20 protein-coding genes and 1 pseudogene are annotated in these 21,999 nt (G+C 72.1%); 17 read left to right on the forward strand and 4 right to left on the reverse strand.

Annotated elements, in window-relative coordinates; translation table 11 throughout:
- Nucleotides 1-6: 6 nt before the first annotated feature.
- Entirely contained in the window at nucleotides 7-81 is a 75-nt protein-coding gene (locus ACIRSU_RS20775) for a 50S ribosomal protein bL37 (protein WP_099895366.1), read from the forward strand.
- Nucleotides 82-109: 28 nt separating this feature from the next.
- On the opposite strand, the gene cobM is transcribed toward ACIRSU_RS20775, so the two are convergent.
- Genes cobM through ACIRSU_RS20790 form a run of 3 tightly spaced genes read right to left on the reverse strand, consistent with a single transcriptional unit; the run spans nucleotide 110 to nucleotide 2,298 of the window.
- Nucleotides 110-859 (reverse strand): precorrin-4 C(11)-methyltransferase, encoded by a 750-nt coding sequence (cobM, locus tag ACIRSU_RS20780; RefSeq protein ID WP_403794093.1) that lies wholly within the window; start codon nucleotides 857-859, stop codon nucleotides 110-112.
- 8 nt (nucleotides 860-867) lie between these two features.
- Nucleotides 868-2,115 carry a precorrin-6y C5,15-methyltransferase (decarboxylating) subunit CbiE gene (gene cbiE, locus ACIRSU_RS20785; RefSeq protein WP_403794094.1) on the reverse strand — a complete coding sequence of 416 codons (1,248 nt, stop codon included), beginning with the start codon at nucleotides 2,113-2,115 and terminating at the stop codon, nucleotides 868-870.
- A 42-nt stretch (nucleotides 2,116-2,157) separates the two neighbouring features.
- Nucleotides 2,158-2,298 (reverse strand): DUF6126 family protein, encoded by a 141-nt coding sequence (locus ACIRSU_RS20790; protein WP_403794095.1) that lies wholly within the window; start codon nucleotides 2,296-2,298, stop codon nucleotides 2,158-2,160.
- A gap of 98 nt (nucleotides 2,299-2,396) precedes the next feature.
- On the opposite strand from ACIRSU_RS20790, the gene ACIRSU_RS20795 reads away from it, so the two are divergent.
- The 4 genes from ACIRSU_RS20795 to ACIRSU_RS20810 all read left to right on the forward strand — a co-directional run bounded on the left by ACIRSU_RS20795 (nucleotide 2,397) and on the right by ACIRSU_RS20810 (nucleotide 5,165).
- The gene (locus ACIRSU_RS20795; protein ID WP_403794096.1) at nucleotides 2,397-3,476 is read left to right on the forward strand and encodes an LLM class flavin-dependent oxidoreductase; all 1,080 of its coding nucleotides are present in this window, start codon (nucleotides 2,397-2,399) and stop codon (nucleotides 3,474-3,476) included.
- 4 nt (nucleotides 3,477-3,480) lie between these two features.
- A complete protein-coding gene (locus ACIRSU_RS20800; RefSeq protein ID WP_403794098.1) occupies nucleotides 3,481-4,113 on the forward strand; it encodes an FMN reductase in 633 nt (210 codons plus the stop codon).
- A 52-nt stretch (nucleotides 4,114-4,165) separates the two neighbouring features.
- Nucleotides 4,166-4,537, forward strand: a complete 372-nt coding sequence (locus ACIRSU_RS20805; protein ID WP_403794100.1) for a VOC family protein — start codon at nucleotides 4,166-4,168, stop codon at nucleotides 4,535-4,537.
- A gap of 97 nt (nucleotides 4,538-4,634) precedes the next feature.
- Nucleotides 4,635-5,165, forward strand: a complete 531-nt coding sequence (locus ACIRSU_RS20810) for a hypothetical protein (protein ID WP_403794102.1) — start codon at nucleotides 4,635-4,637, stop codon at nucleotides 5,163-5,165.
- Here ACIRSU_RS20810 and ACIRSU_RS20815 read toward each other — a convergent pair.
- Nucleotides 5,159-5,581 carry a hypothetical protein gene (locus ACIRSU_RS20815; RefSeq protein WP_403794103.1) on the reverse strand — a complete coding sequence of 141 codons (423 nt, stop codon included), beginning with the start codon at nucleotides 5,579-5,581 and terminating at the stop codon, nucleotides 5,159-5,161. The genes ACIRSU_RS20810 and ACIRSU_RS20815 overlap by 7 nt on opposite strands.
- A gap of 186 nt (nucleotides 5,582-5,767) precedes the next feature.
- Here ACIRSU_RS20815 and ACIRSU_RS20820 point away from each other — a divergent pair, with 186 nt between their 5' ends.
- From ACIRSU_RS20820 to ACIRSU_RS20875, 12 genes and pseudogenes are all read left to right on the forward strand, one after another.
- Nucleotides 5,768-6,211 (forward strand): hypothetical protein, encoded by a 444-nt coding sequence (locus ACIRSU_RS20820; protein WP_403794105.1) that lies wholly within the window; start codon nucleotides 5,768-5,770, stop codon nucleotides 6,209-6,211.
- The gene (locus ACIRSU_RS20825; RefSeq protein ID WP_403794107.1) at nucleotides 6,208-6,651 is read left to right on the forward strand and encodes a hypothetical protein; all 444 of its coding nucleotides are present in this window, start codon (nucleotides 6,208-6,210) and stop codon (nucleotides 6,649-6,651) included. The genes ACIRSU_RS20820 and ACIRSU_RS20825 overlap by 4 nt, the downstream gene beginning before the upstream one ends.
- 127 nt (nucleotides 6,652-6,778) lie before the next feature.
- Nucleotides 6,779-7,015: a DUF2630 family protein gene (locus tag ACIRSU_RS20830; protein WP_403794108.1), complete on the forward strand. Its 237-nt coding sequence runs from the start codon at nucleotides 6,779-6,781 to the stop codon at nucleotides 7,013-7,015.
- Nucleotides 7,016-7,046: 31 nt separating this feature from the next.
- Nucleotides 7,047-9,044 carry an FUSC family protein gene (locus ACIRSU_RS20835; RefSeq protein ID WP_403794110.1) on the forward strand — a complete coding sequence of 666 codons (1,998 nt, stop codon included), beginning with the start codon at nucleotides 7,047-7,049 and terminating at the stop codon, nucleotides 9,042-9,044.
- A gap of 333 nt (nucleotides 9,045-9,377) precedes the next feature.
- Nucleotides 9,378-10,838 (forward strand): annotated as a pseudogene (locus ACIRSU_RS20840) (APC family permease); the annotation flags it as partial.
- A gap of 116 nt (nucleotides 10,839-10,954) precedes the next feature.
- Complete coding sequence (locus ACIRSU_RS20845) at nucleotides 10,955-11,977, forward strand: hypothetical protein (RefSeq protein WP_403794112.1); 1,023 nt, start codon at nucleotides 10,955-10,957, stop codon at nucleotides 11,975-11,977.
- 138 nt (nucleotides 11,978-12,115) lie between these two features.
- Entirely contained in the window at nucleotides 12,116-13,972 is a 1,857-nt protein-coding gene (locus ACIRSU_RS20850; RefSeq protein WP_403794114.1) for a VWA domain-containing protein, read from the forward strand.
- A gap of 145 nt (nucleotides 13,973-14,117) precedes the next feature.
- Nucleotides 14,118-15,725: a methionine--tRNA ligase gene (gene metG, locus ACIRSU_RS20855; protein WP_403794115.1), complete on the forward strand. Its 1,608-nt coding sequence runs from the start codon at nucleotides 14,118-14,120 to the stop codon at nucleotides 15,723-15,725.
- 159 nt (nucleotides 15,726-15,884) lie between these two features.
- Entirely contained in the window at nucleotides 15,885-16,256 is a 372-nt protein-coding gene (locus ACIRSU_RS20860) for an SseB family protein (protein ID WP_403794117.1), read from the forward strand.
- On the forward strand, nucleotides 16,253-16,891 hold the full coding sequence (locus ACIRSU_RS20865; protein ID WP_403794119.1) for a hypothetical protein: 639 nt from the start codon (nucleotides 16,253-16,255) through the stop codon (nucleotides 16,889-16,891). The genes ACIRSU_RS20860 and ACIRSU_RS20865 overlap by 4 nt, the downstream gene beginning before the upstream one ends.
- Before the next feature lie 3 nt (nucleotides 16,892-16,894).
- The gene (locus ACIRSU_RS20870) at nucleotides 16,895-21,523 is read left to right on the forward strand and encodes a putative T7SS-secreted protein (RefSeq protein WP_403794121.1); all 4,629 of its coding nucleotides are present in this window, start codon (nucleotides 16,895-16,897) and stop codon (nucleotides 21,521-21,523) included.
- Nucleotides 21,520-21,978, forward strand: a complete 459-nt coding sequence (locus tag ACIRSU_RS20875) for a hypothetical protein (protein WP_403794122.1) — start codon at nucleotides 21,520-21,522, stop codon at nucleotides 21,976-21,978. Before ACIRSU_RS20870 ends, ACIRSU_RS20875 begins: the two co-directional genes overlap by 4 nt.
- The last annotated feature ends 21 nt before the right edge of the window (nucleotides 21,979-21,999 follow it).

The following is a 21,999-nucleotide window of genomic DNA, read 5'->3' on the forward strand; positions in this document are numbered from 1 at the left end:
AGTCCCATGGCGAAGCGCGGCAACAAGAAGCGGGCCCGCAAGAAGAAGAAGGCCAACCACGGCAAGCGGCCCAACGCCTGACGCAGTACTCAGCGGCCCGGGATCCGTCTCAGCAGACGTGGCGGTCCCGGGCCGGGTCGTACAGGTGGCTGTCGCGGAACTCGGCGGCCGCGAGCGTGCGGCCCACGATGATGACCGCGGTCTTGGTGATGCCGGCCGCCTTCACCTGCTCCGCGATGTCCTCCAGGGTGCCGCGCAGCACCAGCTCGTCCGGGCGGCTGGCCATCGCGACGACCGCCGCCGGGCAGTCCGTGCCGTAGTGCGGGACCAGTTCGGAGACGATGCGGTCGACGTACCGCGCGCCCAGGTGCAGGACGAGCAGCGCGCCGCTCCTGCCCAGCGTCGCCAGGTCCTCGCCGTCGGGCATGGGGGTGGCCTGCTGGGCGATGCGGGTGAGGATGACGGTCTGGCCGACGGTCGGCACGGTCAGTTCCCGCTTGAGCGCGGCCGCGGCGGCCGCGAAGGCCGGGACGCCGGGCACGACCTCGTACGGGATGCCGGCCGCGTCGAGCCGCCGCATCTGCTCGGCCATGGCGCTGAAGACGGACGGGTCGCCGGAGTGCAGCCGGGCGACGTCCTGGCCGGCCTCGTGGGCGGCGGCGATCTCGGCGACGATCTGGTCGAGGTCCATCCTCGCGGTGTCGACGAGCTTCGCGTCCGGCGGGCACTCGGCGAGCAGCTCGCGCGGCACGAGCGAGCCCGCGTAGAGGCAGACCCCGCACTTGGCGAGGGTCCGCGCGCCGCGCACGGTGATCAGGTCGGCCGCGCCGGGGCCCGCGCCGATGAAGTAGACGGTCATCTCTTGGTTCAACCCTTCGTTACGGACCACTGGGTGACGGGCATCGCCTGGCGCCAGCCGGTGAAGCCGCCCACCGGCACGGCGCTGGCGACCGCGAGCCGGACCAGCTCGCCGCCGTGCCGCCGGTAACGGTCGGCGAGCAGCGCCTCGGACTCGAGCGTCACGGTGTTGGCGACGAGCCGGCCGCCCGCCGGGAGCGCGTCCCAGCAGGCGTCGAGCAGGCCGGGGGCGGTCAGGCCGCCGCCGACGAAGACGGCGTCGGGGGCCGGGAGCCCCGCGAGCGCGGCGGGCGCGGGGCCCGTCACGACCTTCAGGCCCGGTACGCCGAGGGCGGCCGCGTTACGGGTGATCCGCTCCGCCCGCTCCGCCGACTTCTCCACCGCGATCGCGCGGCAGCCGCGGTGCGCCCGCATCCACTCGATGCCGATGGAGCCGGAGCCGCCGCCGACGTCCCAGAGCAGTTCGCCCGGGGCGGGCGCGAGCGCGGCGAGCGTGGCGGCGCGCACGTACCGCTTGGTGAGCTGCCCGTCGTGCTCGTACGCCTCGTCCGGCAGGCCGGGCGTCGTGCCGAGCCGCAGCGTGCCGGGGTCGCGTACGCAGTCGAGGGCGATGACGTTGAGGGGGTCCACGTCCTCGTCCTGGTGCGCCCAGCCGTCGGCCGTGCCGTCGAGGATCCGCTCGGCCTGGCCGCCGCCGAGCTGTTCCAGGACCCGGATCCGCGTACCGCCCCAGCCCCGCTCCCGCAGCAGCGCGGCGACCCGCGCCGGGGTGCCGGCGCCCTCGCTGAGCAGCAGCAGCCGACGGCCGTCGTGCAGGGCCGCGGCGACGGTGTCGAGGGGGCGGGCGACGAGCGAGACCGTCTCGGTGGCGTCCAGCGGCCAGCCGAGCCGGGCGCAGGCGTACGAGACGGAGGACGGGTGCGGCTGGACGTGCAGCCGGTCGGGGCCGACGAGCTCGGCGAGGGTGCGGCCGATGCCGTAGAACATGGGGTCGCCGCTCGCGAGCACGGCCACCCGGCGGCCCTCGTGGGCGGCGAGCAGGCCGGGCACGGCGGGGCGCAGCGGGCTCGGCCAGGTGACGCGGGTGCCGGGGCAGTCGGCGGCGGGCAGCAGGTCGAGCTGGCGGGGGCCGCCGATCAGCACCTCGGCGGCGCGCAGGGTGCGGCGGGATGCCTCGGGGAGCCCGTCCCAGCCGTCCGCGCCGATTCCGACGACCGACACCGCGGGCACTGCGGGCACCGATATCGCAGCGTTCACGTCGGCGACTCTACGTGAGCCCTGGAACCGGCCTCCGGGCGGCTACTTCGGGGCGTGCTCGCCGACGTAGAAGAGCAGCCAGATGAACCCGGCGAGGGCGTGCGTCACGAAGACGTACACGAAGACGCGGAGCATCACGCCCCGCTCCTTCCAGCGCTCGAGGTCGTCGGTCTTGTCGGTCATGTCCCTCAGGGTACGGCCCGGGAATAGGGGGGCGGGGTGCGCCGTTGAGCCGGATGGTTTAATATTCAACCAACATCGAAAGGCGAGAGGTGAGCACGATGCAGTTCGGGATCTTCACCGTCGGCGACGTGACGGCCGACCCCACGACCGGCCGTACCCCCACCGAGCACGAGCGGATCAAGAACACCGTCGCCATCGCGCTCAAGGCCGAGGAGGTCGGCCTGGACGTCTTCGCGACCGGCGAGCACCACAACCCGCCGTTCGTGCCGTCCTCCCCGACCACCCTCCTCGGGCACATCGCCGCACGCACCGAGAACCTGATCCTGTCCACGTCCACGACCCTGATCACCACCAACGACCCGGTGAAGATCGCCGAGGACTACGCGACCCTCCAGCACCTCGCCGACGGCCGCGTCGACCTGATGACGGGCCGCGGCAACACCGGCCCGGTCTACCCGTGGTTCGGCCAGGACATCCGCCAGGGCATCCCGCTCGCCATCGAGAACTACGCGCTCCTCCACAGGCTGTGGAGGGAGGACGTGGTCGACTGGGAGGGCCGGTTCCGGTCCGCGCTCCAGGGCTTCACGGCCACCCCGCGCCCGCTCGACGGCGTGCCGCCGTTCGTCTGGCACGGCTCCATCCGCTCCCCGGAGATCGCCGAGCAGGCGGCCTACTACGGCGACGGCTTCTTCGCCAACCACATCTTCTGGCCCAAGCAGCACACCGAGAAGATGATCCGCCTCTACCGCCAGCGGTACGCGCACTACGGCCACGGCACCCCCGAGCAGGCGATCGTCGGCCTCGGCGGCCAGGTCTTCATGCGGAAGAACTCGCAGGACGCGGTACGGGAGTTCCGCCCGTACTTCGACAACGCGCCGGTGTACGGCCACGGTCCGTCGCTCGAGGAGTTCAGCCGCGAGACGCCGCTGACCGTCGGCTCGCCGCAGGAGGTCATCGAACGCACCCTGTCCTTCCGGGAGTACGTCGGCGACTACCAGCGCCAGCTCTTCCTGATCGACCACGCGGGCCTGCCGCTCAAGACGGTCCTGGAACAGCTCGACATCCTCGGCGAGGAGGTCGTCCCGGTGCTCCGCAAGGAGTTCGAGAACCTGCGCCCGGCGGACGTCCCGGCGACCGCCCCGCTCCACCCCGCCGTACTGAAGAACCAGGAGGTCTGACGCCATGCGCACGCTCAAGCTGGTCGCCGTGTCGGCCGGACTCAGCAGCCCCTCCTCCACCCGGCTGCTCGCCGACCGGCTCCTCCAGGCCACCCGCTACCGGCTGGCCGAGCAGGAGTACGCCGTCGACGTCGAGGTCGTCGAACTGCGCGACCTGGCCGTCGACATCGCGAAGAACCTCGTCACCGGCTTCCCCTCGGGCAAGCTCCAGGAGGCGATCGACACGGTGACCGGCGCGGACGGACTGATCGCGGTCACCCCGGTCTTCACCGCCTCCTACAGCGGTCTGTTCAAGTCCTTCTTCGACCTGATCGACCCGGCCGCGCTCACCGGCGTCCCGGTCCTCCTCGGCGCCACCGGCGGCACCGCCCGCCACTCCCTCGTCCTCGACCACGCCCTGCGCCCCCTCTTCGCCTACCTCCGCGCCGCCGTCTCCCCCACCGCCGTCTACGCGGCCTCGGAGGACTGGGGCTCGACCGGCGACGACTACACCGAGGGCCTCCCGGCCCGCATCACCCGCGCGGGCGTCGAATTCGCCACCCTGGTGGCAGCCCGGCCGGCCCACGAGGCGGCCGAGGACGAGGTCGTGCCGTTCGAACAGCAGCTGGCGGGGCTTGCGGACCTGCGCCTGGACTAGTCGGCACGAAGGTCGACGGGCGGCTCGGGGCCGCCCGTCGGATGATGCCCGCATGGACATCAGACTGGAGCTGATCGGGGTGCCGGTCAGTGATGTGGACCGGGCCAAGGCGTTCTACGAGCGGGTCGGGTTCCGCGCCGATCACGACGTGACGGTCAGCGACGCGATCCGCTTCGTGCAGATGACGCCGCCCGGTTCGGCCTGTTCGATCGCGTTCGGCAGGGGCATCACGGAGATGGTCCCGGGCTCGCTGGACAACATGCAGGTCGTCGTCGCCGACATCGAGGAGGCGCACGCCGAGCTGACCGCGCGGGGCATCGAGGTGACCCCGATCGACGACCAGCCGTGGGGGTCGTTCGTGTACTTCGCGGACCCGGACGGCAACCGGTGGGCAGTGCAGCAGACCACGCCCCGGAACGCCTGAGGGACGGCCGGGGGACCACGCCGTCTCCGCCGCGCGGCGGAGCGGGTCGGGCCGCTGGGGCGACGTCGCGGGGGCGGGTGCGCGGGAGGCTTGCGGCATGCCGATAAAGCTGAACGCCCTGCCCGCCGTGCCTCGTTGGGCCGCCCTCACCGCCCATGCCGTGCCGTTCGTCGTGCTGCCCGCCGGTCTGTGGCGGCTCGCGCTGGCGTTCGGGCTTCCGGTCGTCAAGAGCGGGTCGCGGTTCGCCGATCCGGGGCCCGGACTGGTCGCGTACATGGTCGGCCTGACGGTCGTCTCGGAGCTGCTCGCGTTCCTCACGCTCGGGCTCGTACGGAACTGGGGCGAGGTGTTCCTCGGGCGGCGGGTGAACCCGCGGGCCGCCGCCGGCGCCGCGCTCGCCGGAGCGGTGGGGCTGTGCGCGCTGGGCGGCTGGTCGGCGTACGCCGAGTACGCGGCGCTCGGCGACGTGACGGCGATGACCGCGGGCCAGTCGGCGCTGTTCTACGGCTGCTATCTGCTGCTCGCGGCCTGGCCGCCGCTGCTCGCGGCGGTGGCCGTCGCGTACTACCGGCGGCGGACCGCCCCCGCCACGGGCAGGGGCAGGGGCAAGGGCGGGGGCGCTCAGTAGGGCGCCGGGCGGCCTCTCGCGTCCTCGTGCGTGTAGAAGAGGTAGTAGGCGGCGAGAGTGGTGCCGGCGGCCACGATCAGGCCGAGCATCGACGACGAGAAGACGCTGTGGTCGGAGAGGCTGAAGAGGAAGCCGATCGCGCAGCCCGCGAGGGCTCCCCAGGCTGCCGCACGGAGTTCGCGCCGCAACATGCGGCCGTAGCGGCGGAGCGCGTAGACGGCGACCGCGAGGACGACGCCGCTGATGAGACCGAGCCAGAACTGGCCCCAGCTCGGCTCGCCGCCGCGCCGGGCGTTGGTGGGGGCGTAGAACCCGTACGCGAGGCCGAGGAGGACGGGCAGACCCCAGCCGTGCGTCCTCAGCTGCTGCCTTCGAGGCTGCCTCCGGGCGGGACGTACCGCTGCGTGTGCGGCCATGGCGGAGACTCCTTTCCCGCGCCTGCGCCCCGCGCCCGGCTGCGCGCCCGGCGCCGGGCGTCCTGCACCCTCCAGGGCACACCCGGGCCGCACGCCCCGCAAGTGGATCAGCCGGGAGGGCGGGGCCTCACCCGTACGGACCACCAGAAGGTCCGCGACCGGACACATCGCTCCCACGATGAGCCCATGAGCCAGAACACCGCATCGCACCATTCCTCGTGGGCCGCCGGGAGTTCCCTCTTCGCCGGCGTCCTGATGCTGGTCACCGGCGTCGTGGACATCCTCCAGGGCATCGCGGGCATCGCCTCGAACGACGTCTACGCCCGCCTGGGCGACTACGTCTACAAGTTCAGCCTCACGTCCTGGGGCGTGATCCACCTCTGCCTCGGCGTCGTCGTCGCCATCGCCGGCATCGGGATCCTCAACAGCGCCGAATGGGGCCGGGTCGCGGGCATGGCGCTCGCCGCGCTGAACATCGTGGCCCAGTTCCTCTTCCTGCCGTACGAGCCGTGGTGGGCGCTCTTCTCGATGGCCGTGTCCGTCTTCGTCATCTGGGCGCTGGCGGCGGACGAGTCGTACGGGAAGGCCGTGGACGGGAAGACGGCGAAGACGCGAGGTGGCGGCGTATGAGGCGCGCACCCACAGCGGCCACAGCGGCCACGGCGGTCGCGGCAGCGCTGCTCGCCGTCCTCGGCCTCCTCGCCCTCACCGGTTGCGAGGAGACGAAGGAGAAGGCGGGGAACATCGTTGCCTCCGCCACCGCCGCCGCGCAGGAGCAGATGAACCAGATCAAGAACGGCGTCGACGCGAAGGGCGACGTCAAGGCCGGGCCGACGTCCACGGACGGCGACCGGACCGTCGCCACCGTCACCGCGACCAACCCGAAGGACTCGACCGTCGACTACACGATCTGGGTCAACTTCCGCGACAAGGACGGAAATCTGCTCGACGCGGTCGTCATGAACATCAACGACGTCGGCGCCAAGGCGGTCAAGACCGGTACGGCGCGGAGCAATCGCTCGCTGTCCGGCGCCACCAAGGCGGAGATCGTCCAGGCCGTCCGGCACTGAGCCGTCGGAACCGTTCGCGCCGTCCGAGCCGTCCGGTCCGGCCGAGCCGCCCGAGCCGCCCGAGCCGTCTGAGCCGTACGGATTCCCCGAACTGCGCGCCGGGCGCCCATCGGCCACGCTGGAGAGCATGGACAACGACGAGATCCTCCAGAACATCGGCGCCCTCGTCGAGGAGGAGCGCGCCCTGCGGCAGCGCACGGGCGGCCTCCTCGACGAGGAGCGGTCCCGCCTCGCCGAGCTGGAGGTCCAGCTCGACCAGTGCTGGGACCTGCTGCGCCAGCGCCGCGCCAAGGCCGAGTTCGGCGAGGACCCGGACACGGCGGCCGTCCGCCCGCCGAGCGAGGTGGAGGGCTACCGCAGCTGATCCCGCACGGCCGGGCTCGTAAGTTGGGCACATGGGGAAAACCGCCCGGACCGCACGGACCGCACGGAACGCGACGACCGCACGGCTCGCGCCACCCGCCTGGCTCACCGCCGGCCTCCGCCCGCAGCCCACCCCCGTGCCGTGGGCCGCCGTCCTCCGCGCCGCCGTCGCGCTCGCCGCGCCGCTCGCCGTCGGGATGGCCACCGGGCACACCGCCTACGGCGCGCTCGTGTCGATGGGCGCCCTCTCCGGCGTCATCGGCGACACGGCCGACGCCTACCGCATGCGGGTCTTCAACATCGCCGTACCGCAGCTGTTCGGCGCGCTCGGCGTCACCCTCGGCACCCTCGTGTACGGCGAGGGCTGGGCCGCCGTCGCCGCGCTCACGCTCGTCGCCCTCGTGTCCGGGATGATCTCGTCGATCGGCGCGGTCGCCTCCGTGTCCGGCCTGCTCCTGCTCCTCAACGCGGTCGTCGGCGCCGGCCTGCCCCTCCCCGAGCCCTGGTGGAAGGCCCCGCTGCTGCTCGTCCTCGGCGGTGTCGTCGTCCTCGTGCTGACGCTCCTCGGCTGGCCGTTCCGCGGCGGGCAGCCGGAGCGGGCGGCGGTGGCCGGCACGTACCGGGCGATCGCCGAGCTCCTGGAGGCGGCCGGCAGCGAGGCGTACGACGAGAAGCGGCAGGCGGTGACGGCCTCGCTGAACCAGTCGTACGACCTCGTGCTCGCCCGCCGCGCCCGTCAGCACGGCCGCGCGCCCACCCTCGTACGGCTGCTCTCCCAGCTCAACGCCGTCATCCCGATCCTGGAGGCCGCGCCCGCCGCCCACTTCGCGGCCCGCCGCTTCCACCGCCCGCTGGCGCCCGCGATCCCGGCGGCGGTACGGGCGCTGGCCGACGCCGTCGAGGCCGCGACACCGCGCAAGCACGCGCCGCCCCTGGACCTGCCCGAGGCCCGCCGCCCCACCGAGAAGGCCGTGGACGCCGCCGTACGGCACGCCGCCACCGTCGTGCACCAGGCCGAGTCGCGCCCGCACAACGTGGACGACCGGCTCGGCCGCCCCGCCGCCCTGCGGGTACGGGTGCGGCGCGCCGCGCGCGGGGTGCTGCTGTCCGGGGCGTCGTGGCGCTACGGCCTGCGGCTCGCCCTGTGCATCGGGCTCGCGCAGGCGCTCGTCTCGCTGATCGCCGTACCCCGCTCGTACTGGGTCGCGCTCACCGTCACGTTCGTCATGAAGCCCGACTTCGGCTCGGTGTTCTCGCGGGCGGTGCTGCGCGCGCTCGGCACGGCCGGCGGGCTGCTGATCGCCGCGCCGGTGCTCGCGGCGGTGCCCCGCGGCTGGTGGGACGTGCCCGTGATGATGGTGCTCGCGGCGCTGATCCCGGCGTTCTCGGCGAAGGGGTACGCCTTCCAGACGGCGGCCATCACCCCGGTCATCCTGCTCCTGTCCGACCTCCTCAACCGCCAGGGCTTCCACCTCGTCCTGCCCCGCCTCTACGACTCGCTCATCGGCTGCGGCATCGCGCTCGTCGCCGGCTATCTGCTGTGGCCGGAGTCCTGGCACACCCGGGTCGCCGACCGGCTCGCCGACGCGGTCGCGGACACGGCCTCGTACGTGCACCTGGCGTTCGTGGAGGTGGACAGGGGCGACACGGCGGCCCGGCACCGGGCCCGCCGCAAGCTGTACCGGGACATGTCGGCCGTGCGCTCGGAGTTCCAGCGCGCGCTGACCGAGCCGCCGCCGGCCGGTGACCTGGCCGCCGCCTGGTGGCCGCTGGCCATCGCCGTGGAGCGGATCGTGGACGCGACGACCGCCGCCCGGATCCGGGTCGACCACGGCGCGCCCGCGCCCGACCCGGCCGAGGTCGCCGCCGTGGAACGGCAGTTGCGGGAGCTGGCGGACGGACTGCGGTCCAGCGACGTCCTGGAGGAGGTACGGGCGGACCTCGGCGGAGACGAGGACGGGGCGCTCGAACCGCTGCGCCAGGAGGTACGGGCGGCACGCGCCATCGCGACCCCGGGCGCGCGTGAATAGGTCCGCCCGGTAAATAAACGCGACCAAAGGGGCGTACGGAAGCGGTTACCGGCGGTTGCGGAACCGAACCCTCCCACTGCCGTTACCGAAACCCACAGGTACGACTACGATGCGCTCGAATTCACCGTGATCCACGACCCTTTCCAGCCACGAGCTTCCCCCAAACACCCCCGTGGCACGGTCGCTTCGCCCTGCGTCCCCCCTCCCCCCACACGCGCCCCGAGGACTCACCGCATGCGCACACCGTCCGGCAAAGGCACCGGCAAAAGCACCGGCAGAGGCGCCGGCAAAGGCCCCAGCAGAGGAACCGGCAGAGGCACCGGAAGAGGCCCAGGAAGAGGTCTCCAGCCCAACGCCCTCGGCACGTTCGACACCATCACGATGGCCGTGGCCGGCAGCGCCCCCGCGTACTCGCTCGCCGCGACGACCGCCGTGCTCTTCGGCGCGGTCGGCCTCGCCGGACCCGCCTCGCTGCTCTACTGCGCGATACCGATGCTCGGGATCGTCCTCGCGTACGCGCGCCTCGGCCGGATCGACGTCAACGCGGGCGCCGCGTACTCCTGGGTGGGCCGCACCCTCCACCCGTGCCTCGGCTTCCTGTCCGGCTGGGCGCTGGTGTTCGCCGCGACCGTCTTCATGGTCGCGGGCTCGCTGCCGGCCGGCACCCTCACGCTCTCCCTCCTCGCGCCGCGGCACGCCGACAACACGGCGCTCTCGACCGCCGTCGGCGCCGGCTGGTTCCTGATGATGCTGCTCGTCGTCCTCGGCGGCGCGCGGCTGACCGTACGGGCGCAGCTGGTGCTCTCCGGCGTCGAGACGGCGATCCTGATCGTCTTCATCCTCGGCGCGCTGGCCCACCACGGGCACGCCACCGCCTTCGACTGGTCGTGGTTCGGCCTCGGCCACTTCGGCGGCGCCTCCGGCTTCGCGTCCGGTGCGCTGATCGCCGCCTTCTACTACTGGGGCTGGGACGTCACCAGCAACCTCAGCGAAGAGACGCGCGACAGCCGCCGCACGGCGGGGCTCTCCGCGCTGGTCGGCGTCGGCACGGTCCTGTTCCTCTTCGTGGCGTTCACCGTCGCCGTCAACGTGCTGCTGACCTCCGAGCAGATCGAGAAGGGCGGCGCGAACGTGCTCGCCCTCCTCGGCGAGGAGATCTGGCCCGGCGTCGGCGGCAAGATGCTGATCCTCGCCGTGCTCCTGTCGACCGTCGCCACCCTGGAGACCACCCTCATCCAGGTCACCCGCACGCTCTTCGCGATGGGCCGCGACCGCACCCTGCCGTCCGCGCTGGGCCTCGTGCACCGCCGCTGGAACACGCCGTGGGTCGCCGTGATCACCGTCGGCGCCGCCGCGCTCGTCCTCTTCGCCGCCTCGGCCGCCGCCGACTCGGTGCAGGAGGTGCTCGGCGACGCGGTGAAGGCGATCGGCCTCCAGATCGCGTTCTACTACGCGCTCGCCGGCATCGCCGCCGTCCTCGCGTACAAGAAGCTGCTGCTCGCGTCCGTGAAGGACTTCGTCCTGGGCGGGCTCTGGCCGCTGCTCGGCTCCGCGTTCATGATGTGGGCGTTCGTCGAGTCGCTGAGCGAACTCTCCGTGAGCGCGCTCGTCATCGGACTGGGCGGGCTGGTCGCCGGAGTCGTACCGCTGCTCGTGTACCGGCGGAAGGGCAGCGCCTTCTACCGTCCGGCCCGGCTCGACGCGGCCGCCGCGCTCGCCGCCGCCGAGGCGTTCACGTCTCCGCACTCGCCGCGCGCCCGCCGCGCGGACGAGTCACTCGCCACCGACTTCTGACGCTCGGTCGATCGGTCTGTCCGTCGGCCCGTCGGTCGGCCTGTCGGTCGGTCTGTTGCTCTGTCCGTCCGTCTGTCTGTCCGTCTGTCGGTCTTCGTTCGAGAGGGGGTACCGGGGTGGCCGCTCTGCGCCGCCGCTCGGCCCGGCAGGGCCGGGGGTTCGTACCGGACTTCGACCCGGACTTCGGCGACCGGGCGCTCACCGAGGCCCGGCACGACATGGTCATCGGGCGCTGGCAAGGCGTGCGCGACCTGCTGGCCGCCACCGGCGACGACTGGGCGCGCCGCACCCACCGGCTCCGGCTGCTCGCCCATGCCGCGGCCGGCAGCGCCACCGTCGAGACCTGGCGGGCCGCCGAGGCGGGCAACCCGGACGCCGCCGTGCTGCGCGCCGCCACCGAGGTCGTCCGCGTCTTCGACACGGCCATCGCCGCGGGCCGCGGCGCCACCGTCGACCGCGGCCGTATCGACGCCGCCGTCGACATCTGCCTCGCGGCCGCCGAGGCCGCGCCGTCCGACCCCATGCCCTGGGTGTCGCTGCTCTCCGTCGCCCGGCTGTACGAGGGCGGGGTGCCGCGCCGCGAACTGCGCCGCTGGTTCGACGAACTGCGCCGCCGCGACCCGTACAACCTCGAGGGTCACGCCCAGGTGCTGCGCTACTGGTCGGCCCGCTGGCACGGCACCCACGGCGCCATGTACGACTTCGCCCGCGACGCCGCCGGCGTCGCCCCGCCCGGCTCCCCGCTCCCTGTCCTCGTCCAGATCGCCCGCGTCGAGGAGTACCGCTACATCGCCGACGGCGCCCTCGGCCGCGGTCCCGTCCGCGGCTTCGACCAGCACTGGAAGCACGAGCTGGCGGTCACCGAGCTGCGCAGGACCCACGCCCGCTGGATCGGCGGCCGGGGCCCCGGTGCGCCGGTCGCCCCGGAGGAGGTGGCCGAACTCAACTACCTGGCCCACGCGGCCTGTTACGCGGGCCAGGTGGAGATCGCCCGGGAACTGCTCGGCCTGCTCGGGGCCCGGGCGGCGTGGGTGCCGTGGGTGTACACGGGGGAGCCGGCCGAGCAGTTCGTCCGCTTCCGGGAGGGCCTCGGGGTGGGGCCCGGAACCGGCCAGGGAGTTGGCCCGGGGGCGGGCTGATGAACACTGGGCGACAGGGGCCGCCCGGGTCGTAGGGGCCGGAGAGGGCGGCCGCTAACCTTACGTGTCCGCCCTGGCCAGGGATGAAGGACACATACCGCACCCAACCCAACCCAACTCATGTGAAGGGGTTCGCCCATGGGTATCCGGAGCTTGCTGCGCAAGGTTTTCGGCCGCGACCGCACGACGACCGCGACCACCCTCGAACCCCCGACCGCAACCGCCTCGGTCCCGGCCCAGGGCACCGCGCCGGCGACGCCGGAGGCGGAGCCCGTGGAGGTGGCGGCTGCGACTGGGACCGCGGCCGCGGCAGCGGAGCCGGTGCTGCCGGCCCGGTCGGCGGCCGAGCGCGCGGCCGAGGACCTGGTGGCGGCGGCGTTCGACAACCCGCAGATCCCGCAGGCCCGGCGGGCGGAGTCGGAATCGGAGTCGGCTGAGGCGGAGGTGGCCGAGGCGACGGAGCCGGCGGTCACGGCTGAGGCGGAAGCGACCGTCACCACTGAAGCTGAGGCTGAGGCTGCGGCTGAGACGGCGTCCGACGCCAAGGCGGAGCCGAAGGAAGCCGAGGCGGAGCCGGAGGAAGCCGAGGCGGAGCCGGAGGAAGCCGAGGCGACCGTCGCGGCCGAGGCCGGGGCAGAGGCGCCGGTGGCCGAAACCGACACGGAGCCGGAGCCGGAGCAGGCGGGTACGCGGCCGACTGCGGACGTCGCCGAGCCGGACGCGGCTGTCGAGGCGGAGGCAGAGCCGACGGCCGAGGCCCGAGCTGAGGCCACGGACGAGGCCGACGCCGAGGCGAGCGCGGAGCCGACGGTCGTCGAGTCGGACGCGGAGGCGACTGCGGACGTGGTGGAGACGGAAGCCGTCGCCGAGGCTGCCGCCGATCCGGCCGTCGCCGCTGACGCGGAGGCTCCCGTTGCCGAGCCGACGGCGGACGACACGGAGGCAGCTGCCGAGGCAGCCGTGCAGGCCGAGGACCCCGCCGAGTCCGATGACGAGACGCCGGCCGCGGCCGAGGCCACGGTGGAGCCGGAGGCCGAGCCCGAGGCCGCACCGAGCGACGAGACCACCGCGGACGCCGCTGCGTCCGAGGAGCCCACGGAGCCGCAGCCGCAGGCGGAAGCCCTCGTCGCGGCAGCCGACGAACCGGCCGCCACCCCCGCCGAGGCTCCCGCGCAGCCGGACGCCGAGCCCGTCGCCGCGGCGCAGCCGGAAACCGAGACCCCTGCGGACACCCCCGCCCCCGCCGTCGCCGCCGAAACGCCCACCGAGGCGCCCGCCGAAACGCCCGCGGACGCCCCCACCACCCCCACCGAGGCCCCCGCCCCCGCCCCCGCGCTCTCCCTCGCGCGCGTCAAGGCCGCCGCGCCCCATCTCGTCGACGCCTACAAGGCGGCCGGCGCGGTTCTCAAGAAGCAGGGGCTGAGCGGGGCGCGTGCCGCCGTCTATCTCGTGGTGGACCGGTCCGGGTCGATGCGGTCGTACTTCAAGGACGGGTCGGTCCAGCGCCTGGCCGAGCAGACCGTGGCACTCGCCGCGCACCTCGACGAGGACGCCGCCGTCACCACCGTGTTCTTCTCGACGGAGATCGACGGCACCGTCGTCCTCCGCCCCGCGGACCTCACCCCCACCCGCATCGAGGAGATCAACGCGACGCTGCCCCGGATGGGCCGCACCAACTACGACCGCGCGATCGAGGAGGTCCTCGCCCTCCACGAGAAGAGCGAGGACCCGGGCCGCCCGGCGCTCGTCGTGTTCCAGACGGACGGCGCGCCGGACGCGAAGACGCCCGCGACGCAGGCGCTGACGGACGCGGCGGACCGGCCGTACGCGACGCACTGGCGGTTCACGGTGTGGGGCGAGGAGGAGACGAAGGCGTTCGACTACCTCCGTAAGCTCGCCACCCCCCGTACGGCTGTGCACTTCGCCGGCCCGACGCCGGTCGAGACCCCGCACGCCGCGTTCTACGGCGCCGTGCTCGCCGACTGGTCTCTCTGACCAGCCTGCTCATGCTGCTCGGGCTGATCACCCTGAGCAGCATTGATCATCCGGACCCGGGGCGGGGCCGAGGGGAGCGTCCCTCGGCCCCGCCCGGGTTTTAACCGTGTGAGAGGGACTCGCCCCGGCCGTTAAAATTCGCACCATGGCGGCCACTGGATCCGAGAAGCAGGGCTCGAAGGCGTTCTACGTCACGACCCCCATCTACTACGTCAACGACGCTCCTCACCTGGGCCACGCCTACACGACCGTCGCAGGCGACGTGCTCACCCGCTGGCACCGCCAGCGCGGTGAGAAGGTGTGGTACCTCACCGGCACGGACGAGCACGGTCAGAAGATCATGCGCACCGCGGAGGCGAACAACGTCACGCCCCAGGAGTGGTGCGACAAGCTCGTCGAGGAGGCGTGGAAGCCCCTCTGGGAGCACCTGAACATCGCGAACGACGACTTCATCCGCACCACGCAGAAGCGTCACACCGACCGCGTCCAGGAGTTCGTGCAGGACCTGTACGACAAGGACGAGATCTACAAGGGCGGCTACGAGGGCCCGTACTGCGTGGGCTGCGAGGAGTACAAGCTCCCCGGCGACCTCATCGAGGCGGAGGACGGCACGAAGCTGTGCGCCGTCCACAAGAAGCCGGTGGAGATCCTCAAGGAGGAGAACTACTTCTTCAAGCTGTCCGCGTACGGCCCGAAGCTGCTCGAGTTCTACGAGGCGAACCCGGGCTTCATCCAGCCGGAGTCGGCCCGCAACGAGGTCGTGAACTTCGTCAAGCAGGGCCTTGAGGACCTGTCGATCTCCCGCTCGACCTTCGACTGGGGCGTCCCGGTGCCGTGGGACGACAAGCACGTGATCTACGTGTGGATCGACGCGCTCCTGAACTACGCGACGGCGGTCGGCTACAACGAGAACCCGGAGAAGTTCGACGAGACCTTCCCGGCGAACGTCCACCTCATCGGCAAGGACATCCTGCGTTTCCACGCGGTGATCTGGCCGGCGATGCTGATGGCGCAGGGCCTGCCGGTCCCGGGCCGGGTGGCGGCCAACGGCTGGCTGATGGTCGGCGGCGAGAAGATGTCGAAGTCGAACCTGACCGGCATCAAGCCGCAGGACCTGACCTCGCACTTCGGCGTGGACGCGTACCGCTGGTACTTCCTGCGCGCGATCGCGTTCGGCCAGGACGGCTCGTTCTCGTGGGAGGACTTCTCCGCCCGCTACACCTCCGAGCTGGCCAACGACTACGGCAACCTCGCCTCGCGCGTGGCGGCGATGGTCGGCAAGTACTTCGGCGGCGAGCTGCCGGCCTCGACGGCCGACGGCGACGCGGAGAAGGCGGTCCAGGAGGGCCTGGCGAAGGCCGTGGCCGTCGCGGACGAGAAGATCGGCGAGGAGCTGGACTTCCAGGGCGGCATCCTGGCGATCTTCGACTTCGTGAAGCAGGTCAACGGCTACATCACCGAGCAGGAGCCCTGGAAGGTCGCGAAGGACGAGTCGGAGGAGGGCCGCGCCCGCCTGGCGACGATCCTCTACACGGCCGCGGAGTCCCTCCGCGCCGTCGCCGTCCTGCTCAACCCGATCATGCCCGAGACCTCCCAGAAGCTCTGGGACTCCCTCGGCGCCGAGCCGTCCCTGGGCGCCCTCGCCGCCCAGCCGGTCCAGGACGCCGCCACCTGGGGCCTCCTCCCGGCGGGCGCCACGGTGACGAAGGGCGCGGTCCTCTTCCCGCGCCTGGAGGACCCGAAGAAGGACTGACGCTCCGCGCTTCCGTACACCACGAAGGCCGCCGTCCCCGAGGGGACGGCGGCCTTCGCCATATCCGGACCAACCTGACAGAAGAAGCGTTTCTCCGTTGCATCCGGAAACTCGCCCCTGCGAGCATCGCCACTCCATGGGCGAGCGGGGGGGACGCGCATGCAGAGGGCGGAGACCGGGGCGGACCCGCGCCGCGAGTTCGCGGCGCTGCTGGGTGAATTCCGGCGCACGGCGGTGCTCGTCCCCGTCGATCCGTACGGGAGCCCGTGGACGGCCGAGCAGGGCGGGGTGCGCTGGATCTGCGCGTTCTCGGACGAGCCGGCGCTGGCACGCTTCGCGTACGCACAGCAGGACGCGGCCCGCGCGTGGGAGTACCGGACGATCCTGGGTGCCCGGCTGCTCGATGTCCTCGTGCCGAGGCTGGCGGAGGCGGGCGTCCCGGCCGGCGTGGCACTGGACGCGGGGAGCGAGGACGGGATGCTGTTCCCGCCGGTCGAGGGTGTCGTGCCGGAGACGGCGGTCACCCGATGACGGATCCGGATATGAAGGCGTCCGGCGAGGCGCTGAAGCTGATCGCCCAGGGCATCGACAAGGCCCACGGCGAGCTGAAGGACCTGTCGATCGGGCAGCAGGCGATCACCGGCCGCGGTTTCGAGCGGCTCGCGCTGACCGGCGTACAGCTGGGCCACCAGGGCCTTGCCGAGCAGTTCGAGACGTTCTGCGACCGGTGGGGCTGGGGCGTGCGGGACCTCATGCAGAAGGCGAACGTGTTCGCAGCGTCGCTCGGGCTGACCGCCGGGGCGTTCGCCGAGCAGGAGGAGTACGTCAAGGGCACGTTCAAGATCGTCACGAACGCGGTCAACGGCAACCCGCACCTCTCCGAGGACGAGGTCAAGGAGAAGAGCTGGGCCGAGATACGCGACCAGTCGCCGTACGACGGGGCCGACTGGAGCCCGGAGTCGTTCCGCGACGCCCAGGGCCGGGTCGAGCAGACCTGGCGCGACACCACGTACGACGTCGGGGACGGGGTGCTGGACTCCGCGCGGAACGCGGGGCTGATGGACCCGGGGGCGCGCGAGCGGGTGGACGCGCGGATGCGTGAGCAGCTGGAGCCCACGGAGGAAGCGGTCCGGCGGGCGCAGGAGCCGAACTGGGGGGATCGCTGAGCCGTGCCGGACTGGGGAGGGCTGTTCGACAAGGGCGCCGAGGTCGTCGGCGACGGCGTCGACTGGGGCAGGCGGAAGGTCGGCGAGGGCGTCGACAAGGCGACCGACGCGGTCGGCTGGGGCCTGGAGCGGGTGGGCGCCGACGGCTGGGCGGACAAGGTCGAGGACTGGGGTGACGGGGCGGCATCCTGGCTCGGCGCGGAGGTCGGCGAGGCACAGCTCGGCCAGACCGACGAGCCGGACGAGCTCGTCCACGGCAAGACCGGCGACATCACGGCCGCGGTGACCAACCTCCGCGACTTCCAGTCCGCCTTCGACAGCGTCGGCAACGGCCTGAAGGGCCTGGAGGCGACGGACCGCTGGAAGGGCGAGGCCGCGCGGGCCTTCCAGGAGAAGTTCCGGGCGCTGCCGCCGGACTGGCTGCGCGCGGCGGACGCCTTCGGCGCCGCGGCCGGCGCCCTGGAGACGTACACGCACACGGTGACCTGGGCGCAGGGCAGGGCGCGCGAGGCGATCGAGCTGCACAAGCAGGGCGAGGCCACCTCCAAGGCGGCCGTCGACGCGTACAACAAGAAGGTCGACGCCTACAACGCGGCCCGCACCGGCGAGAACCCGCTGCCGAAGCCCGCCGAGTTCACCGACCCCGGCGAGGCCCAGCGCGCCCGCGCCCGCGAGATCCTCGCCGACGCCCGCCGCCAGCGGGACGAGGCCGCCGAACGGGCGCAGCGCGCGATCTCCGCCGCTCTCGCCCACGCCCCGGCCGAGCCGTCGGCCGCCGACCGGCTCCGCATCGACGCCATGGACTACGCGGTGGGCCAGGGCACAGAGCTGCTGCACGTCACGGGCGGCGCGGTGAAGGGCATCGTCGGCCTGACCAACTTCGTCCGGTCGGTCAACCCTCTGGACTCGTACAACATCACGCACCCGGCCGCCTACTACGAGAGCGTCAGCATGACGCTGGCCGGGATCGCGTCGACGGCCGCGCACCCGGACCGGGCGCTGAAGAACGCGTGGGAGACGGCGAAGGCGGATCCGAGCGAGTTCGGCGGCCGGTTGCTGCCGGAGCTGATCGGGACGAAGGGCCTGGGCGGGCTGAAGTCGCTGACGCGACTGAAGCAGTTGGAGAAGCTGGAAGAGGCCGCGCCGGGCGGCAAGGGATCGGTCCGGGGCGCGCACGCGGAGAGCCCGGAAGCCGCCGGTCAGCCGCGCAAGGATCTGAAGTGCGAAGGCGACCCGGTCGACATGGCCACCGGCCGGGTGGTCCTGCCCCAGACGGACCTCGCCCTCCCGGGTGCTCTGCCGCTGCTGTTCACCCGGCACTTCGAATCCTCCCGCCGCACGGGGCGCTGGTTCGGCCCGACCTGGGCGAGCACGCTCGACCAGCGCCTGGAGATCGACGCGGAGGGCGTGGTCCTGCTCTGCGAGGACGGCAGCATCCTCGCCTTCCCGCATCCGGCGCCTGGCGTGCCGGTGCTGCCGACGCACGGTACGCGCCGCTGGGCCCTTGACCGGGACGCGTCGGGTGACACGTACACCGTCACGGCCCCGGAGACGGGGGAAGTCCGCCATTTCGCCGTTGTCGGCGCGGGGGACGAAGCGACGCTGGTCCAGATCGACGACCGCAACGGCAACTGGATCAGCTTCGGGTACGACGTGGAGGGTGCGCCCACGGAGGTCGTCCACCACGGAGGCTACCGGCTGCGTGTGACCACCGACGGATCTCGTGTGACGGCCCTGCACCTGGGCGACCAGGAGATACGCCGCTACGGCTACGACGAGCGCGGCCATCTGGCATCCGTGGCCGACTCCACCGGCCTGGCGACGCGGTTCGGCTGCGACGAGCACGGCCGGATGACGTCGTGGACCGACACCAACGGCTTCCGCTACGACTACGCGTACGACGAGCGCGACCGCTGCGTCTGGCAGTCGGGCCGCGACGGCGTCATGGCCGGACGTTTCACGTGGAACATCGGCGAGTCCGGCGTCGGCGAATCCACGTATACGGATGCACTCGGCCGCACGACCCGCTTCGAGGTGGACGAGCGGGCCCGGATCACGGCGGAGACCGGCCCGGACGGGGACATCACCCGGTTCACGCACGACAGCCGGGGCCGGACCCTGTCCCGTACGGACCCGCTCGGGCACACCACCCGCTTCGCGTACGACGAGGAGGGACGGCTCGCCTCCGTCACCCGCCCCGACGGCCGGACCCTCTCCGCGGAGTACGACGGTCTCGGCCTGCCCTTGAAGGTCACCCGCGCGGACGGGACCAGGATCCGCCAGACGTACGACGAACGCGGCAACCGCACCTCGGTGACGGACCCTTCGGGCGCGCGGACCGAGTTCACGTACGACGACCGGGGCCGGCTGGTGGCCGTGACGGACCCGCTGGGCGCCGTGACCCGGTTCCGTACGGACGCGACGGGCCTGCCGGTCTCGGTCACGGACCCGCTGGGTGCGACGACGACGTACGAGCGCGACGCCTTCGGCCGTACGGTCCGGATCACGGACGCGGTGGGCGCGGAGAGCCGCCTGGAGTGGACCCCGGAGGGCCGGCTCGCGCGCCGGATCGCGCCGGACGGGTCCGTGGAATCCTGGACGTACGACGGCGAGGGCAACTGCCTCACCCACACGGACGCCGTCGGCGGCACCACCGCCTTCACCTACGGCGACTTCGACGTCCTCACGTCCCGCACCAACCCGGACGGCACGCGTTACGCCTTCGCCCACGACGGCGCACTCCAGCTGACCGAGGTCACCAACCCGCAGGGGTTGACGTGGAGTTACGTCTACGACACGGCGGGCCGCACGGTCGCGGAGACGGACTTCGACGGGCGGACGCTGACATACGCGTACGACGCGGCGGGCAGGCTCGCCGCCCGTACGAACGGCGCTGGGGAATCCGTACGGTTCGACCGGAACGCACTCGGCCAGGTGATCCGCAAGGACGCGGACGGCGCGGTCACGACGTACGAGTACGACATCTTCGACGAGCTGGCGCTGGCCGTGAGCCCGGACGTCACGCTGTCGCGGCTGCGGAACAGGCACGGACATCTCATCTCCGAGACGTCCAACGGCCGCACGATCTCGTTCACTTACGACGAGCTGGGGCGGCGGACGGGCCGGAGGACGCCGGGCGGGGCGGTGAGCTCGTGGTCGTACGACGCGGCGGGCAGGCGGTCGGAGCTGACGACGTCCGGACGCACGCTGACCTTCGGCCGGGACGCGGTGGGCCGGGAGACGACGCGTACGGCGGGGAACTTCGCCACGTTCACCTCCTCGTTCGACGAGGTGGGGAGGCTGACGTCGCACGAGGTGAGGGGCCGGGCCGGCCGCCTCCAGCACCGGTCGTATCACTACCGCGCCGACGGCGGCCTCGTCGGCATCGACGACCGCCTCGCCGGCCTGCGCCGCTTCGACCTCGACGCGGCGGGCCGTGTGACGCAGGTGTCGGCCGACCGGTGGACCGAGCGGTACGCCTACGACGAGGCCGGCAACCAGACCGACGCGTCCTGGCCCGGCCCCGGCACCGAAGCGGCGGGCCCGCGCGCGTACACCGGCATGCGCATCGCCCAAGCGGGCGCCGTCCGCTACGAACACGACGCGCAGGGCCGCGTGACCCTCCGCCGCAAGACCCGCCTCTCCCGCAAGCCCGACACCTGGCGCTACACGTGGGACGCGGAAGACCGCCTGACCTCCGTCACCACGCCCGACGGCACGGTGTGGCGCTACGTCTACGACCCGCTCGGCCGCCGCATCGCCAAGCACTCCCCCACGGAGACCGTCCACTTCACCTGGGACGGCACCACCCTCTGCGAGCAGTCCACCGAAACCCTCACCCTGACCTGGGACCACGCGGGCCTGCACCCCCTGGCCCAGACGGAACACCGCCGCGACACCGACGAGACCCGCTTCTTCGCCGTCGTCACGGACCTGATCGGCACCCCGACGGAACTCGTCGACGAGTCCGGCACCCTCGCCTGGCACGCCCGCACCACCCTCTGGGGCACCACCACCTGGACCCGCACCGCCACCGCCTACACCCCCCTCCGCTTCCCCGGCCAGTACTTCGACCCCGAGTCCGGCCTCCATTACAACTACTTCCGCTACTACGACCCCGAACCCGGCCGCTACCTCTCCCAGGACCCGCTGGGCCTCGCCCCGGCCCCGAACCCGGCGACGTACGTCCACAACCCGCACACGTGGAGCGACCCGCTGGGGCTGAGCGCCTGCCCGCCCAAGGGCGAACGCTCCAACCCGTTCGGAGGTCGCGAGGAAGCCAGGCAGGCCGCTTATGAGCTGGCAGCCATCAAGCCCGGCGAGGCAGAGTTCTGGGCCGAATGGGAGGTCGGACCAGACATCACGAGGAAGCACAGTCCTGGGTATGTGTATTCATCGGAGAGGTCTCACTGGGGTACCTTCCGCCAATACGAGACACCTCAGGGATCCCGTGTCGTGGTCGAGCACACAGACGACCCGGCTGGGCCTCACTTCCATGCGGGTAAGCCAAAGGGTGACCCTGAACGCACCTTCGTAAACTTCGGCTGGGATAACGCCAATTACAGGGATATGGAACGATATGCAAAGATCAACAAGCCAGAGGGTGATCACCATCTTTTCTACGAACAATGAAACCCACGCACGTGATTAACTCGGCAAGGGAAGCCTGGCTGAGTCGCATCGCCACGACCGGTCTGGCAGTCTCGAATGACCCAGCCCCCGCCGACGTACCGTCCGTCAGCGAGGCACTGCGCAGCGTTGCGAATTGGGAGGTGCAGCCTACGGCCACCATCTCTCTGAGTGATCCGGATCCCCTCCAGGAGGTAGACCAGCAGTGGCACAACCTCGCTGATCTCAATGGACTGTTCGAGAGTGATGGCTCATTTCTACTGAGCATCTCTGAAAGCGGAGCATCGTCACTCGGCTGGGCTGTGGTGAAGTGGTCGCCCGGCGCACAGCTCGCACCAAGACTCGCGAGGCCTGGCGAAGGATTGGATTTCCTGGCAATGTCGCGGGACGGAAAGGTGGTATGCGCCGTGACGGAGGAGGAATACGACTACTGGATCGTCGTCCAGCATCTTCGGTAGACGATGCCAACGACGGTGGGA

Origin of the sequence: Streptomyces sp. NPDC101160 (genome assembly GCF_044768205.1) — a bacterium.
GTDB lineage: Bacteria > Actinomycetota > Actinomycetes > Streptomycetales > Streptomycetaceae > Streptomyces.